Annotated in this window: 12 protein-coding genes; 7 read left to right on the top strand and 5 right to left on the bottom strand. The window is 62.6% G+C overall.

Annotated elements, in window-relative coordinates; translation table 11 throughout:
- A complete protein-coding gene (locus ABHT90_RS02415; protein ID WP_346981451.1) occupies positions 1–816 on the top strand; it encodes an electron transfer flavoprotein subunit beta/FixA family protein in 816 nt (271 codons plus the stop codon).
- On the top strand, positions 817–2,022 hold the full coding sequence (locus ABHT90_RS02410) for an FAD-binding protein (RefSeq protein ID WP_346981450.1): 1,206 nt from the start codon (positions 817–819) through the stop codon (positions 2,020–2,022). It begins immediately after the preceding gene.
- Here the strand turns inward: ABHT90_RS02410 and ABHT90_RS02405 are convergent.
- A complete protein-coding gene (locus ABHT90_RS02405; protein WP_346981449.1) occupies positions 2,019–2,831 on the bottom strand; it encodes an HD domain-containing protein in 813 nt (270 codons plus the stop codon). The two genes, ABHT90_RS02410 and ABHT90_RS02405, sit on opposite strands and share 4 nt — an antisense overlap.
- Before the next feature lie 126 nt (positions 2,832–2,957).
- Between ABHT90_RS02405 and ABHT90_RS02400 the strand changes: the two genes are divergently transcribed.
- The 4 genes from ABHT90_RS02400 to ABHT90_RS02385 all read left to right on the top strand — a co-directional run bounded on the left by ABHT90_RS02400 (position 2,958) and on the right by ABHT90_RS02385 (position 6,476).
- A complete protein-coding gene (locus ABHT90_RS02400) occupies positions 2,958–3,650 on the top strand; it encodes an AzlC family ABC transporter permease (protein ID WP_346981448.1) in 693 nt (230 codons plus the stop codon).
- Positions 3,640–3,963, top strand: coding sequence for an AzlD domain-containing protein (locus ABHT90_RS02395; protein WP_346981447.1), 324 nt, complete (start codon positions 3,640–3,642; stop codon positions 3,961–3,963). The genes ABHT90_RS02400 and ABHT90_RS02395 overlap by 11 nt, the downstream gene beginning before the upstream one ends.
- A gap of 157 nt (positions 3,964–4,120) precedes the next feature.
- Complete coding sequence (locus ABHT90_RS02390; protein WP_346981446.1) at positions 4,121–5,143, top strand: 2-keto-3-deoxygluconate permease; 1,023 nt, start codon at positions 4,121–4,123, stop codon at positions 5,141–5,143.
- A 190-nt stretch (positions 5,144–5,333) separates the two neighbouring features.
- Entirely contained in the window at positions 5,334–6,476 is a 1,143-nt protein-coding gene (locus ABHT90_RS02385) for a GGDEF domain-containing protein (RefSeq protein ID WP_346981445.1), read from the top strand.
- Between the two features lie 100 nt (positions 6,477–6,576).
- Here ABHT90_RS02385 and ABHT90_RS02380 read toward each other — a convergent pair whose 3' ends face one another.
- Positions 6,577–7,512 carry a DMT family transporter gene (locus ABHT90_RS02380; protein WP_346981444.1) on the bottom strand — a complete coding sequence of 312 codons (936 nt, stop codon included), beginning with the start codon at positions 7,510–7,512 and terminating at the stop codon, positions 6,577–6,579.
- 99 nt (positions 7,513–7,611) lie between these two features.
- Positions 7,612–11,358, bottom strand: coding sequence for a phosphoribosylformylglycinamidine synthase (locus ABHT90_RS02375; RefSeq protein WP_346981443.1), 3,747 nt, complete (start codon positions 11,356–11,358; stop codon positions 7,612–7,614).
- A 184-nt stretch (positions 11,359–11,542) separates the two neighbouring features.
- Here ABHT90_RS02375 and ABHT90_RS02370 point away from each other — a divergent pair, with 184 nt between their 5' ends.
- Complete coding sequence (locus ABHT90_RS02370; protein WP_346981442.1) at positions 11,543–13,105, top strand: cation:proton antiporter domain-containing protein; 1,563 nt, start codon at positions 11,543–11,545, stop codon at positions 13,103–13,105.
- 121 nt (positions 13,106–13,226) lie between these two features.
- Here ABHT90_RS02370 and ABHT90_RS02365 read toward each other — a convergent pair whose 3' ends face one another.
- A complete protein-coding gene (locus tag ABHT90_RS02365) occupies positions 13,227–13,976 on the bottom strand; it encodes an SDR family NAD(P)-dependent oxidoreductase (RefSeq protein ID WP_346981441.1) in 750 nt (249 codons plus the stop codon).
- A gap of 214 nt (positions 13,977–14,190) precedes the next feature.
- Complete coding sequence (locus ABHT90_RS02360) at positions 14,191–15,534, bottom strand: homoserine dehydrogenase (RefSeq protein ID WP_138111975.1); 1,344 nt, start codon at positions 15,532–15,534, stop codon at positions 14,191–14,193.
- Positions 15,535–15,567 lie beyond the last annotated feature (33 nt).

The raw sequence follows: 15,567 nt of genomic DNA, 5'->3' as shown, positions 1-15,567 counted from the left end.
ATGAGTGATTTCCATATGGTGGTGTGCGTCAAGGCGGTGCCGGGCAGCACCGAGGTCAAGATGGACCCCAAGACCAATACTATCGTGCGTGATGGCAAGCAGGCGGTCATTAATCCCTTCGATGCAAGTGCCCTCGAACGTGCGCTGGCGCTGAAGGACGACTTTATCGGCTTTGGCATGGACGTGCGTGTGACGGTGGTGTCGATGGGCATTCCCGCGACCGAATCGCTGCTGCGCGACTGCATCGCCCGCGGTGCCGACGACGCGCTGCTGCTGACCGACCGAGCCTTTGCGGGTGCCGATACCCTAGCCACCACCTATGCCCTCAAATGCGGCATCGAGGCACTCGATGAGGACTTTGACCTGCTCATCTGCGGCAAGATGGCAGTGGACGGCGATACGGCCCAGATCGGCCCCGAGCTGGCCGGTGCCTTTGGGATCCCCTGCGTGACCGACGTGAGCTGTGTGCAGAGCGCGGGATTTACGACGTGTGGCTCGCTGGCGCTCGTCCACGGCTGCGATGCCGGCGAGGAGACGGTGTACCTGGAGATGCCGTGTGCGATGACGACCGCCAAGGAGATTGGCCAGCTGCGCATGCCGAGTATTGCCGGTATTCGCGCGGCCGAGGATGCAGGCGTGCGCGTGGTCAACGCTGCCGACGTGAACGCCGACCCCGCACGCTGCGGCCTTGCCGGATCACCGACGCAGGTCGTGCGCTCGTTTGTGCCCGACCGTGACCAAACGTGCGAGGCCGTTGAGGGAACGGCGTCCGAGCAGGCGGTAAAACTTGCCAAGATTATCGAGGGGATGGCATAGATGAGCGGGCTGATTATCGATAGCGAAGTCTGCATCGGCTGCGGTCGCTGCGTTCGCGCCTGCGCCTCGGGCGGCATTGTGGTGGAGGGCGAGCGCCCCAATCGCTGTGCCCGCGTAACCGACGGCTGTATCCTGTGCGGCGGGTGCGTCGACGCCTGCCCCGTCAACGCCATCTCGATCGAGCGCGACGAGGCCGCTGGCGCGGTAGACCTTGACGCATATCGAGACATTTGGGTCTTCGTGCAAACTGACAAGCACGATGCCGTGGCATCCGTGGCCTTCGAGCTCATGGGCAAGGGGCGCGAGCTTGCCGACGCCCGCGGCTGCCGTCTGGTGGCACTGGTCGGCATGAGCCCCGAGGGCTCGCTCGGGGACCTCGAACACCTGGTTTGTGCCGGCGCGGACGAGGTCCTAGTGTGTCGCGACGAGCGCCTGCGCCAGAACGATGCGGAGGTCTACGCCCGGCTGATCTGCAATTTGGTGGTCGAGCGCAAGCCCGAGGCCATTCTGTACGGCGCGACCGCCTTTGGTCGCGAGCTGGCGCCCGGTGTGGCTGTGCGCTTGCAGACGGGCCTTACGGCCGATTGCACGGTGCTTTCTATGGATACGGAGACGGGTCTGCTGCAGCAGACGCGCCCGGCGTTTGGCGGCAACCTGATGGCCACCATTATCTGCCCCAACCACCGTCCTCAGATGGCAACGGTGCGCCCCGGCATCTTTAAGGCGCCCGAGTTTGACTATAGCCGCTCCGGCACGATTACCCAGGTAGTGCTTGCGGATGACGTTGAGGCCCGCGTCGAGATCTCGATTCCCGCCGAGGAATGGGGACAACAGGCCTCAATTGCCGATGCCGAGCGTCTGGTCGTGGTGGGTCGCGGCATTGGTTCCAAGAAGAATCTGCCCCTGATGCGAAAGCTCGCCGATGCCCTGGGTGCCGAGCTTGGTTGCACGCGTCCCATTGTGGAGGCAGGCTGGTTGGAGTATCGCCACCAAATTGGCCAGACGGGTGTATCGGTCTCGCCCAAGCTCCTCGTGAGCATCGGTGTCTCGGGTGCTATCCAGCATCTCGCCGGCATCGGTGGGGCGGAGTGCATTGTCGCCATCAATGAGGACCCGGATGCCCCCATCTTCGGTGCCGCCCAGTACAAGGTCGTCGGCGATGCCGTTGAGATCGTTGAGGAGCTCCTAGCTCAGCTTGAGCACTAGGCGCGCGCCAGCCAGGTGCGCATCTCGTTCTTTAGGCGCTCCCAGGTTGCTTGCGTGGCGGGGTCGCTAAAAGGCCGTGCAATGCCAAAGGGCGCGTCGAGCAGGCGGTGGATATCGCCCTGCTCGCGCGCCAGCGCGCGGCTCGCTGGATAGACGAGCTCAAACATAAAGCAGATGAGTCCCACCAGGTAGTCTGCGGGCTCATCGCGCTCATCGCGCGTGACGCAGCGGTGCTCGTCAAAGGCGGCAAGCGTCGGTGCCGAGAAGCGACTGGCTAGAAACGCATCCTCATCCACCTTGAGGATGGTGTCGACGGTGCTGTCGGCGATGGTGCGCATAATGTCGATCTTGTCACCATCGCGCACGATATCGCAGAAGCTTCGCGTGCGCACGTCGAGCTGCGCGGGTAGACGGAAATCGCTGTGATAGGCAATGCTCGCTCGGATGAGCTCATCTTCTGCCGGGTCATCGATAAAGTCGCGGATGCTTGTTACGGCGGGTGCATCGGCGGGATTCTCGCCAAAGAGGACCTCGATGCCCAGCGCCGCATGGCTCATGCTCTCGGCGTCCTTAAAGGTGTCCCAGCGTCGCAGCTGCTCAAAGCGGCCCATATCGTGTAGCAGGCCGCAAAGCCATGCTAGGTCAATATCTTCTGACGACCAGCCCTGCTCGCGCGCTACGGCATCGCATGCCTCGGCCACGTGGTACGTATGCTCGATTTTGAGCGCGATGCGTTGGTTGGTGGCGTCGTAGGCATCGGTGTAGCTTTTGAAGGCCGCGCGCGCCCGGTCTCGATCGATAGCTGTCATAATGACTTCCTAAAAAGTTGTGTCTTTCGATCCGGTGGCAATTGTAGGCGAACTCGGTTGCTGTCGGATGATGATTCTGCCGTGTCGCTACATGCGGCTCGGAGACCTTGTCAGGATGAGAAGCGTATGGTGCTCAAAATCGTTAGAACCGTCTGGCCGGTGATGCTTACCTATGTTGCGATAGGCGCGCCGTGCGGAATGATCATGGGGCAGACGGGAATGGAGCCCTGGATGGTCTTTGCTCTGAGCAGCACGTTTGTGACGGGCAGCGGCCAGTTTATGATCTGCAATCTTTGGCTGGCGGGCGTACCGGCACCTTCGATTATCGCGAGCGTCGCCGCCATCTCCTCGTGCTTTGCACTTTATTCGGCATCGATCGCACCCCATCTGGCGGGCGCCTCGAAGCGTCAGACGCTGGCTGTTGCCGCGACGCTCACCGAGGAGGCATACGGCATCTCGCTTGCCAAGCTGGTTGAGGGGGAGGATTGGGGCCCGCGCGAATCCTTCGTGCTCAACGTGATCCTCATCGTGACATGGGGCGCTTCGTGCACGATGGGTGCCATCGTCGGTGCCGTTGTCGATGTTCCCACCGCTATTGCTAGTTTCGTCTGCACGTCGCTCTTTATCTGTCTACTCTTTTCGCAGCGGCTGTCGCGCGGCAACGTTGTCGCGGCGGTTTCGGGCGCGGTGTCCGTCGCCGTATGCAAGTTCTTGGGCCTCACGAATATTGCCGTGCCGGCAAGCGTCGTGGTCGGCATTGCCATTGCGCTGGCGTGCGATGCTGTATTTGACGGAAGAGGTGCCCGCGATGCCCGTTAACGAGTTCTTGGTTCTGTGGCTGTCGTCGTGGTCTGCTATCGCGTTCTTTCGCATCGCGCCGGCGTTTGCCTTGCGCGGGAGAACGCTGTCGCCCCGCATTACCGAGGCCCTGGGCTATATCCCGCCCGCTGCCTTTGCCGCGCTGGTCGCCAACGACTTGGTGAGTCCCGGCGCGTTCGACGCGGGGCTCTGGCCTGCCTTGGTTCCCTGGATTGCGGCTGCCGGCGTCGTGGCGGTGGCAATCAAGACAAAGTCGATGCTGTGGTGCTGCGTCTCGGGAATCGTGTTCTATATCGTCTTGAGCCTTATATAGGACCGCGAACGGGTTGTCCCTCCCGCTCACCCCGCTTCTGTCCGGTGAATCGAATTTCTCACCGAGTCGGTCTGCTTCTTCTGGTACCATGGTCAAACTTTACTGTAGCAAAGCGTGACGTGGGCTTTTGTACCCCGTCAGCGGAAATGGGGGTTTCATGGCACAGGAAGCAACCGCCAACGAGCAAAAGAAATTCAAGGTCCCGCGCATCCCGGGCGACATCATGATTTATCCGATGATCGTCGGTCTTTTGCTCAACACCTTCTGCCCGCAGGTTTTTGAGATCGGCGGATTCTTTACGGCTGCCTGCCGCGGTGGCTCCAATACCATCGTCGCCGCGATCCTGCTGTTTGTGGGCGTCGGCATCAGCTTTAAGTCCACGCCGGGCGCTATCAAGACCGGCATCGTCGTGCTGATTCCCAAGCTGGTCGTCGCAGCGGCTCTCGGCCTGGGCGTGGCATATTTCTTTAACGACAACTTCCTGGGTCTGAGCTCCGTGTCTATCATCGGCGGCATCACGTTTTGCAACATGGCGCTCTATACGGGCATCATGGGCGAGTTCGGTGATGAGTCCGAGCAGGGCGCCGTCGGTATCCTGTTCTTTACGGCTGGCCCCGCCGTCACGATGATCATCCTCGGTGTTTCCGGCCTCGCCAACATTCCCATTGGCACCATTATCGGCTCCATCTTGCCACTCGTTATTGGCATGGTTCTGGGCAACCTGTTCCCGTTTATCAAGAACCTGCTGGTTCCCGGTGCCAATCCCGCGATTGCCGTCATCGGATTTCAGCTCGGTGCGTCCATGAGCCTGTCGAGCTTTATCACCGGCGGTATTTCCGGCATCTTGCTGGGCCTTGTCACGCTGTTTGTCGTCGGTCCCATCACCTTTGCGTTCGAGCGTCTGTGCGGCGGCAATGGCAAGGCCGCTGTGGCTTGCTCCACCATTGCCGGCACGGCTATGACCACACCGGTTGCCCTCGCCGAGGTCGCACCGCGCTACGCCGAGCTTGCGCCCACCGCGTACGCTCAGATCGCCACCGCCGTTATCATCACGGCGATCATGGCTCCGATTCTGACTGGCTGGGTCGACAAGAAGTTCTGCCAAGGCAAGGAGGATCTGTCGCCTGTCGGTGTCGAGGCCATCGAGGAGGCCGTCGCGACTGACATCGATGGCGAGTAGCAATCGATACCCATCAATGATGCCGGCGTGTGCAATTCGCGCCGTATGGGCGCCCGAACAGAAACTGTTTTGCAGTGATGTTCGGGCGCTCTGCTATTATCCCCTTTACCCCTGCGGAGTAAAGGGGTGTTTATTGCCCTGATTCGAATTGGGCGATTCTGACCACTTGGATATTGAAGGGATGGCGCTAGTGGTTAAGGCACTCAAGATTGAGATATTCGTGCTATGCATGATTGTTCTTATCGGGCTTGCCGTGCGAAGTCGTCGCTCCTTGTTCTCGAGCACCCAGCAGCTATTGTTTAGCATGCTTGGCTACACCTCTGCCGCGTACATATTATTCGATATGATCTGGACGCTTTCGGACGGTGTGGACGGCACGTTGGGCATTGCTGCCAACTGGATTTCCAACGCGGTTTCGTTTTCGCTCTTTGCTATCGCGTGTCTCATCTGGTTTATCTATTCCGAGACGGTGCAGGGTTCTCGCATTTTGACCGCGCGCTCTAGAGTGGCGCTTGTAACGTTGCCTACGGCTCTGGTGGTCGTGCTGGCGTTTACCAGTTACTGGACGCACGCCCTGTTCTATATCGATTCGCAGGGCGTGTATCGTCGCGGCTTTGCCTATATGATCCAGCCCATCGTCAGCTACTGTTACGTTATACATACGTCCCTGCATGCGTTTGTGCAATCTCGCAGGGTCGAGAGCCTGCAGACGAAGGCCATCTATCGAACCTTGGCATTTTTCGCCATTCCGGCCCTGGTGGGCGGTACCTTTCAGGTCGTATACTCGGTGCCCGGCCTTTGTGTCGGCATAATGATTAGCATGTTGCTGCTCTACATCATCTACCAGGAGCAGCTCATCTCGACCGACCCGTTGACTGGACTTAACAATCGCAACCGTTTTGAGACCTATATGCTGTCGCTCTTCTCAAATGTGGATCAGGCCGAAGATGTATATCTGCTTATGATGGACGCCGACGGATTTAAGCAGATTAACGATCGCTATGGGCATGTGGAGGGCGACCACGCTCTTCAGGTCATATCTGCTGCGCTCAAAGAAGTCTGCTCGGCGTCTGGCGGCTTTATCGCACGTTATGGTGGCGATGAGTTCGTGGTGCTCCAAAAGGCAGTGGCGGAACAGGATATCATGCATCTGTGCGCGACAATCAACGACGAGCTCGCGCGCGCCGAGGTTCCGTATCTGTTGCGGATGTCCATCGGCTACGCACGGGTTGGTGATGGCGTCGATACCTGGCAAGACTTGCTTCGTGCTGCCGACGCGGAGCTCTACCGCGTCAAGGCCGAGAAAAAGAAAGCCGGCGTCCAGATACGCTAGAAAAAGGGGCGCACGCTTGCGTGCGTGGCGGCCCTCAGCTCACCGATGTACTCCATTAAACTAAAGTATGTGAATCTCTCTGCTAAATAAGGGCAGTTCGCTAGGCTTTTTTGGGTTTGTTGACGATGATGATGCCGCCGCAGACCAACAGCAGGGCAACGATGACGGTAACGGGGCTCGTGCCAGCACCCTCGCCGAGCAGCAGTGCGCTCAGCAGCACACCAAAGACGGGGTTCATAAACCCAAAGACCGAGACGCGGCTGACGGGGTTGACGGCAAGCAGGCGCGACCACAGCGAGTAGGCGACCGCGGAGATAAGCGCCATGTAGATGATGAGCGCGATGGCGGGGGCAATCGCCGTGGGGGAGAGCGCGCCACCCATCAACAAACCGATGGCGGTGAGGACCAGGCCGCCGACCAAGAACTGCCACCCGGCAAGCAAGACGCCGTCGTGCTCGCGCGAGAAGATACCGATCAGGCAGGTCGAAAGGGCACCCGCGACGGTGGAGGCCAGGATAAAGCCCTCGCCGTCGAGCGCAAAGCCAAAGGTGCCGTCCGCGCCCGAAAGGTTGACGAGCGCGACACCGGCAAAGCCCGGTGCGCAACCGAGTACCTTGGCCGCGTTGAGCTTTTCGGTGCGAAACGCCAGGGCGGCAAAGAGGATGGCTAGGAAGTTGGCGCTGGCCTCGATGATGGAGCTCGACATGGCACTGGCGCGCGAGAGTCCCAGGTAGAAAAAGAAGTACTGGCCGATGGTCTGGAAGAGCGACAAGATGCAGATGGGCTTGATATCACGCGCTTGCGGAACGAGCGGTCGGCGCTGGGCCACGCTCATGCCAACAATGACCAGCATGCCGGCAAGCGTGAAGCGCAGACCCGCGAAGAGCAGCTGCGAGGCGCTGTCGTGCGCGGGAATGCCAAAGAGGCCGTAGCCGATCTTGATGCAGGGGAAGGCGGAGCCCCAGAGCGCGCAGCAAACGAGACAGCCCAGGATGAGTCCGGGCAGGGTGGCGAGATACGGCTTGCGGCTTTCCATGATGTCCTTCCTACATGCGCGAAGCAAAAAAGAACCCGCCACCGGGCGTGCCGGTGGCGGGTGTTGTTACCCGAGGGGATTGTACCCGATGGGAAAGGTTTAGGCGAAGTAGGCTACGCCGCTCTCAAAGATTGGCATGAACTTATCGCCGGGGACATGCTCGGGCACGTTGCGGTACAGGTTGTCGCCGCGACGCTCGGCATGGCCCATCTTGCCCAGGACGCGGCCGTCGGGGCTCGTGATGCCCTCGATGGCGAGTGCGGAGCCGTTGGGGTTGACGGAAAGATCCATGCTGGGCTTGCCGTCCTCGCCCACGTACTGCGTGGCGACCTGGCCGTTGGCGATCAGCTGAGCGAGCACCTCGTCATTGGCGACAAAGCGGCCCTCGCCGTGGCTGATGGCGACGGTGTAGGGGTCGTCGAGGCTGCACTGCGACAGCCACGGGGACAGGTTGGACGAGATGCGGGTGCGCACCAGGCGGCTCTGATGGCGACCGATGGTGTTGAACGTCAGCGTGGGCGCATCGGGCGTGGCGTCGACGATGTCACCGTAGGGCACCAGGCCGAGCTTGACCAGAGCCTGGAAGCCGTTGCAGATGCCCAGCATCAGGCCGTCGCGGGCCTTGAGCAGGTCGCGGACTGCCTCGGTGACCTCGGGAGCGCGGAAGAACGCCGTGATGAACTTGGCGGAGCCGTCGGGCTCGTCACCGCCCGAGAAGCCGCCGGGGATCATGACGATCTGGCTTGCACGGATGCGGCGGGCAAGCTCGTGGGTGCTCTCGGCGACGGCCTCGGGCGTGAGATTGTTGATCACGAAGGTGTCGGCCTCGGCACCGGCGGCACGGAAGGCGCGGGCGCTGTCGTACTCGCAGTTGTTGCCGGGGAACACGGGGATGATCACGCGCGGGCGGGCGATCTTGGCGCCGCCGTACACGTGGATATCCTTGGCGCGGAAGTCGATGGGCTCGACCTCGGGGGTCTCGCCGGCGCTGCGGTAGGCGAAGACGCCCTCGATGCCGCTCTCCCAGGCCTCCTGGAGCTCGGCGAGCTCGATGACCTCGGAGCCGGTGTCGATGACATAGCCCTCGACGGTGGTACCCAGGGGCTCGACGACAACGCCGTCGGCGACCTCGGGCAGCTCGGCGTCCTCGGCGAGCTCGACGATAAAGCTGCCATAGAGCGGGGTGAAGAGGCTCTCCACGTCCACATCCTCGGCAAGCTCGATACCGATCTGGTTGCCGACACACATCTTAAAGAGGCTCTCGGCGCCGCAGCCGTAGCCGGGCGTGGAGACGGCCAGGGCGTCGCCGGTAGCAGTGAGCGCCTCGACGGCGTCAAACGCGGCGAGCAGCTGCTGGGCGTCGGGGCGGTAGTCCTCGCCGTAGGTAGCGGGGGCGATGCGGACGACGCGGTGCGTCAGACCCTTGAACTCAGGGGAGACGGCGCGCGCCGCGCGGCCCACGGCCACAGCGAAGCTGATCAGAGTCGGCGGAACGTTGAGCTCGCCGGCCTCGTCCTCAAACGAGCCGCTCATGGAATCCTTTCCACCGATGGCGCCGGCACCCAGGTCGACTTGGGCCATGAGGGCGCCCAGGACGGCTGCCGTGGGCTTGCCCCAGCGCTCGGCCTCGGTGCGCAGACGCTCGAAGTACTCCTGGAAGGAGAGGTAGGCGCGCTTGTGCTCAAAGCCGGCGGCAACGAGCTTGGCGATGGACTCGACCACGGACAGGTAGGCGCCCGCAAACTGGTCGGCTTCCATCAGGTAGGGGTTGAAGCCCCATGCCATAGCGCTTGCCGTGGTGGTCTCGCCGTCCACGGGGAATTTGGCGACCATGGCCGAGCTCGGGGTGAGCTGCGTCTTGCCGCCAAAAGGCATAAGCACGGTTGCGGCACCGATGGTGGAGTCGAAGCGCTCGGAAAGGCCCTTGTTGGAGGCAACGTTGAGGTCGGTGACAAGCGAGGTCATGCGCTCGGCAAGCGTGGTGCCGGCCCAGCTGGGCTGCCACACGCTGCGGGCGCACACGTGGGCGACCTGGTGCTTGGGCGCGCCGTTGGAGTTGAGGAACTCGCGAGATAGGTCGACGATGGCGACACCGTTCCAGGCCATGCGCATGCGCGGCTCGGCGGTAACCTCGGCGATAACGGTCGCCTCCAGGTTCTCCTCGGCGGCGTAGCCCATGAACTCCTCGACGTCACCGTCGGCGACGGCGCAAGCCATGCGCTCCTGGGACTCGGAGATGGCGAGCTCGGTGCCGTCCAGGCCGTCGTACTTCTTGGTCACGGTGTCCAGGTCCACGTACAGGCCGTCGGCAAGTTCGCCTACGGCGACCGAGACGCCGCCGGCGCCAAAGTCGTTGCAGCGCTTGATCAGGCGGCAGGCGTCGCCGCGGCGGAACAGACGCTGCAACTTGCGCTCGACCGGGGCGTTGCCCTTCTGGACCTCGGCGCCCGAGGTCTCGATGGACTCGGTGTTCTGGGTCTTGGAGGAGCCGGTGGCACCGCCGATGCCGTCACGGCCGGTGCGGCCGCCCAGCAGGATGATCTTGTCGGTGGGGGCGGGGCACTCGCGGCGCACGTGGTTTGCCGGGGTAGCGCCCACGACGGCGCCAACCTCCATGCGCTTGGCCACGTAGCCGGGGTGATAGAGCTCGTTGACCTGGCCGGTGGCAAGGCCGATCTGGTTGCCGTAGCTGGAGTAGCCGGCGGCAGCGGTGGTTACGAGCTTGCGCTGCGGCAACTTGCCCTCGAGCGTCTCGGACACGGGGACGGTGGGGTCGCCGGCGCCGGTGACACGCATGGCCTGGTACACGTAGCTGCGGCCCGAGAGCGGGTCGCGGATGGCGCCGCCCACGCAAGTGGCGGCACCGCCGAAGGGCTCGATCTCGGTCGGGTGGTTGTGGGTCTCGTTCTTAAACAGGAACAGCCAGTCCTGGTCCTCGCCGTCGACATCGACCTTCACCTTGACGGTGCAGGCGTTGATCTCCTCGGACTCGTCGACATCGGTCATGACGCCGGTCTTCTTAAGGTACTTGGCGCCGATGGTGCCCATGTCCATGAGGCAGACGGGCTTGGCGTCGCGACCGAGCTCGTGGCGCATCTCCATGTAGCGGTCGAAGGCCTGCTGCACCACGGCGTCGTCGATCGTCACGTCGTCCAGGACGGTGCCGAAGGTGGTGTGGCGGCAGTGATCGGACCAGTAGGTGTCGATAACGCGGATCTCGGTGATGGTGGGGTCGCGATCCTCATCGCGGAAGTACTGCTGGCAGAAGGCGATGTCCGCCTCGTCCATGGCAAGACCGCGCTCGGAAATAAAGGCGGCAAGGCCGGCCCCATCGAGCTCGCGGAAGCCGTCGAGCACTTCGACGGGCTGGGGCTCGGGGGTCTCCATGTACAGCGTCTCGGGCAGGTCGAGCGAGGCGATGCGCGCCTCGACGGGGTTCACCACGTAGTGCTTGATAGCCTCGATGGCGGCTTCGTCCAGAGCGCCCGAGATCATATAGACCTTGGCGGAGCGCACGGCGGGGCGCTCGCCCTGGCTGATGAGCTGCACGCACTCGCTGGCGGAGTCGGCGCGCTGGTCAAACTGGCCAGGCAGGAATTCGACGGCAAAGACGGCGCCATCGCTTGCGGGGAGCTCGTCGTAGGTCACATCGACCTGGGGCTCGCTAAAGACGGTCGGCACGCAGGAGCGGAAAAGCTCCTCGTCGATGCCCTCGACGTCGTAGCGGTTGATGATCCTCAGGGCCTCGATGCCCTTGATGCCGAGAATCTCGGTCAGCTCGCCCTTGAGCTGCTGAGCCTCGACGTCGAACCCGGGTTTCTTCTCCACGTAGATACGAGAGACCATTGGTTCCTGCCTTCCTGATCGGTTGGGCGTACGGTACGGTATGCGGCAGCGGTCGGTTTGCGGGGTCTGCCCTGCGGTCGCCTTGAGCCACATGTTTGTAAACCTCACTATGATACGACAGCTCGTGGCGCGTTGCGGACGGCGAGGGTGCTACAGTGAAGCGCAAACAAGAGAAAGGCATCACATGGCATTCGTTTCACTCGCCATCATCGCGCTCGTGGCCTTTGCAAGCCCCTTCATCGCCTCGGCGATTCCCGGAAAACCCATTCCAGAAACAGTCTTTTTGCTCGTCTTCGGCGCGGTGCTGGGCCCGCATATGCTCGGCCTTATCCATGTGGATGCCGAGGTCTCGCTTGTGTCCGAGCTCGGCCTGGCCTTTTTGTTCCTGCTCGCCGGCTTTGAGATCGACCCCAAGAGCATCACGGGTGTGGAGGGGCGCTACGGCTTGGCGACGTGGGTCGTTACGTTTGGTATTGCCTGGCTTGCCGTGCGCTTTACCCCGTGGTTCTCGGTCAGTCATTTCGACGGTATCGCCGTGACGCTTGCCCTCACTTCTACGGCCCTCGGCACGCTCGTGCCCATCATGCGCGAGCGCTCGCTCACCGGCACGCGTGTGGGCGACTCGATTCTCGCGTATGGCACTTGGGGCGAGCTCGGTCCCGTGCTCGCCATGTCGGTGCTGCTGTCTGCTCGCACTGGCATCCAAACGCTCGTAATCCTTGGCTTGTTTGCGGTGGTTTGCGTGTTGCTGGCCGTGGTCCCAAGCCGCTCCAAGCGCGTCGGCAGCCGCTTCTTTGCGTTTGTCGAGGAGCGCGCCGACACCACGTCGCAGACCTTCGTGCGCCTGACGGTGCTCATCCTGGTCACGCTCGTGGCGTTCTCGGCCGTCTTTGATCTCGACATCGTGTTGGGTTCTTTTGCCGCCGGCTTTGTCCTGCGCTATATCATCCCCGAGGGCAACCATACGCTCGAGACCAAGCTCGACGGCCTGGCCTACGGCTTTTTGATTCCGGTGTTCTTTACCGTATCGGGCGCAAAGATCGACCTGACGGCCGTGGCGTCGCGCCCCGGGCTGCTCGCGGGCTTTATCGTGGCGTTGCTGATTATTCGTGCCGTGCCTATTCTCATCTCTATGAGCATTTGTCCTGCGACGCGCGACGTTTCGGCGTATGGTCGCATTACCGTGGCCCTGTACTGCACCACGGCGCTGCCGATTATCGTTGCCGTGACGAGCGTTGCCGTCAACGCGGGCGCGCTGTCGCAAGATATTGCGTCGGTCATGGTTGCCGCCGGCGCCATCACGGTGTTCTTGATGCCGCTGCTCGCACAACTCTTCTACCGCGTGGTCGACGCCGCACCGGTCGCTGCCGTGGCAGAGGTTGCCGAGCATCCATCCGATGCGCTCGACATCCTGCGCGCCCATCACGATTTGGCGAGCCTGCTCGCACGCGAGCACGAGCTGCTGACCTCGCATGGCCATGGTCGCGTATTCGAGGGCCTGCCTACGCTCGATACGATTGCCGAGCGTCTTTCCGCCGAGGCGGCGAGCGGCCACATCGATGCCCGCATCGTGGACGCGGCGCATCTTCTTGCCGATAAGACCTATGGAGACGAGGTTGACCCGTCCGAGCTGACTCCGCGTGAGCGCCGCCGCCTGGAGCGCGCCAAGCTCGCCGTGCACGAATACCGCCGCCGCATGCTGGAGCTCTACGCGCACGATGAAGCCCAGGACGACGACGGTAAGTAGTAAGGAATGCCGGGATACGGGTTCCGTCCAAATAATAGAAGGCGCGCCGCCTGCGGTTGATGCAGGCAGCGCGCCTTTTGCGTTGGGCCTCGTTGAGGTTCGAAGTCGTGGCTTGCGACCTTTAGGAGCGGGCGGCTCCGTCGACGGGGAGGATGGCGCCCGTGACATAGGAGGACATGTCGCTTGCCAAGAAGACAAAGGCGTTGGCGACATCCTCGGGCTCGCCCATGCGACCCAGCGGAATGGTGGCGATGATGGGCTTGATGACCTCTTCGGGCAGGTTGGCGACCATATCGGTCTTGGTTACGCCTGGGGCGACGGCGTTGACGCGAATACCCATGGGGGCGAGCTCGCGCGAGAGCGACTGGACCATGCCATTGACGGCAAACTTGGACGTGGGGTAACCGACGCCGGAGGGCTGGCCGTACTTGGCGACCATCGAGCTTGTGGTAGTGATGGTGCCGCCGTGGCCGGCCTCGGTCATGATCTTGGCGGCAGCCTGGTGGCCATTAAAGACAGCGACGACGTTAAGGTCCATGACCTTTGCGAACTCCTCGGCCGTGTAGTCCAAAAGGGGCGAGCGCTGGGAGATGCCGGCATTGTTGACGACTGTATCCAAGCCGCCCATATCGGTGGCAGCCTGGGTAAACGCCTCGGTTACGGCTTCGAGCGAGGTGAGGTCGCAGGAGCGGCCCCAGACCTTGGCGTCGGGATAGGCGGCTGTCAGCTTCTCAACGGCCGCATCGGCGGTCTCTTGACGCGAGCCAAAGACAGTGACGGAGGCGCCCTCCTCGATAAAACGGCAGGCGATGGCATAGCCGATACCGCGCGTGCCTCCGGTGACGATTGCTTTCTTGCCCTCGAGCAACATGGTGCCTCCATTCTTCGGGGGTGGACGTACGCAGCACAGCGTAGCGGTAGCCGGAATCGACCGCGTTTGCATATCGGTGAACGGTAGCCCGCGTTACCGATGAGCGGCTCGCGCAAATGTGCTCTGCCGTTGTGCTTGGGGCAGGAGACAAAAGGGCTCCCGTCCCACATCGGACGGGAGCCCTCAAAGCGCGTATTGCTAGGCGATTGATGGATTAGTTGGCCATGACGCCTTCGGTCCAGGCCTCGACGTCTTCGATACGCAGGACGTTGGCGACCTCGGCCACGCAGTCGACGCTGGCAAGCTCGGCGGCGGCAGCCTGGACGTCCTTCTCGAGCGCGCGGTGCGTCAGGAAGATGACCGAGCAGGCATCGCTGACGCCCGACTTGCCGTCCTCGACCTGGTTGATGAGCGAGATCGAGATGTTGTGCTTGGCAAAGATGTCGACCGTTTCGGACAGGGCGCCCACGCGGTCGGCGACCTTCAGGCGCACATAGTACTTGGTCTGGAGCTCGTCCATGGGCTTAAAGGCGAGGTTGTGACCATAGGGCTCAATCTCGGGCAGCGGAGCCACGCCGCGGCTGATCTGCTCGGAGAGCGACAGGATGTCGCCCACGACGGCGCTCGCGGTGGGGAAGGAGCCTGCGCCGGCACCGTAGAACATGGTCTCGCCTACGGCGTCACCCACCACGTAGACGGCGTTCATGGCACCGTTGACCTTGGCAAGCATGTGGTCGGCGGGGATCAGCGTGGGATGCACGCGGACGTCGACGCCGGCGTCGGTGTTGCGGGCGATGCCGAGCAGCTTAATGGTGTAGCCGAGCTCGCGGGCCTGGGCGATGTCCTCGGCGCCGATGGTACGGATGCCCTGCTGATACACATCGTCGGTGGTCACGCGGGTGCCAAAGCCGATGGAGGCGAGAATTGCCGTCTTGCTGGCGGCGTCGAAGCCGTCGACGTCGGCGGACGGGTCGGCCTCGGCATAGCCCTTGGCCTGCGCGTCGGCAAGCACGTCGGCGTAATCGGCGCCCTCGGCGTCCATGCGCGACAGGATGTAGTTGGTGGTGCCGTTGAGAATGCCGGCGATGGTCAGGATCTTGTTGCCCACCAGGTCGTGCTCGAGCGTGCTCACGATGGGGATGCCACCGCCGCAGCTGGCCTCGCACTTAATCTGCACGCCGCACGCGCGCGCCTTCTCGGCGAGCGTCTCGACATGACGGCCCAGCAGGGCCTTGTTGGCAGAGACGACGTGCTTGCCGTGCTCAAAGGCAGTGGTGAAGATCTCGGTTGCGGGATGCTCGCCGCCGATCAGCTCGACGACGATGTCGACGGCGGGGTCGGTGACGACGTCGTGCCAGTCACTCGTAAAGGCCTCGCGCTCAATGCCTGCCGCCTCGGCCTGCTCCCAGGCAAGCGCGCAGGCGCGGGTCAGCTTAAGGTCGATGCCGTAGGCTGCCAGGTACTCATCGTGGTGGCTCTTGATCAGACGGGCCACGCCGCCGCCGACGGTTCCCAGACCGATCAGACCGACGTTCACGGTGCGCAGGGGTTCGCTCATAGATAGCTCCTTCGTGCATCTCATGGATGGATT

Origin of the sequence: Collinsella aerofaciens (assembly GCF_039758815.1) — a bacterium.
Lineage (GTDB): Bacteria > Actinomycetota > Coriobacteriia > Coriobacteriales > Coriobacteriaceae > Collinsella > Collinsella aerofaciens_BP.
This window is presented reverse-complemented; position numbering and strand designations above follow the sequence as displayed.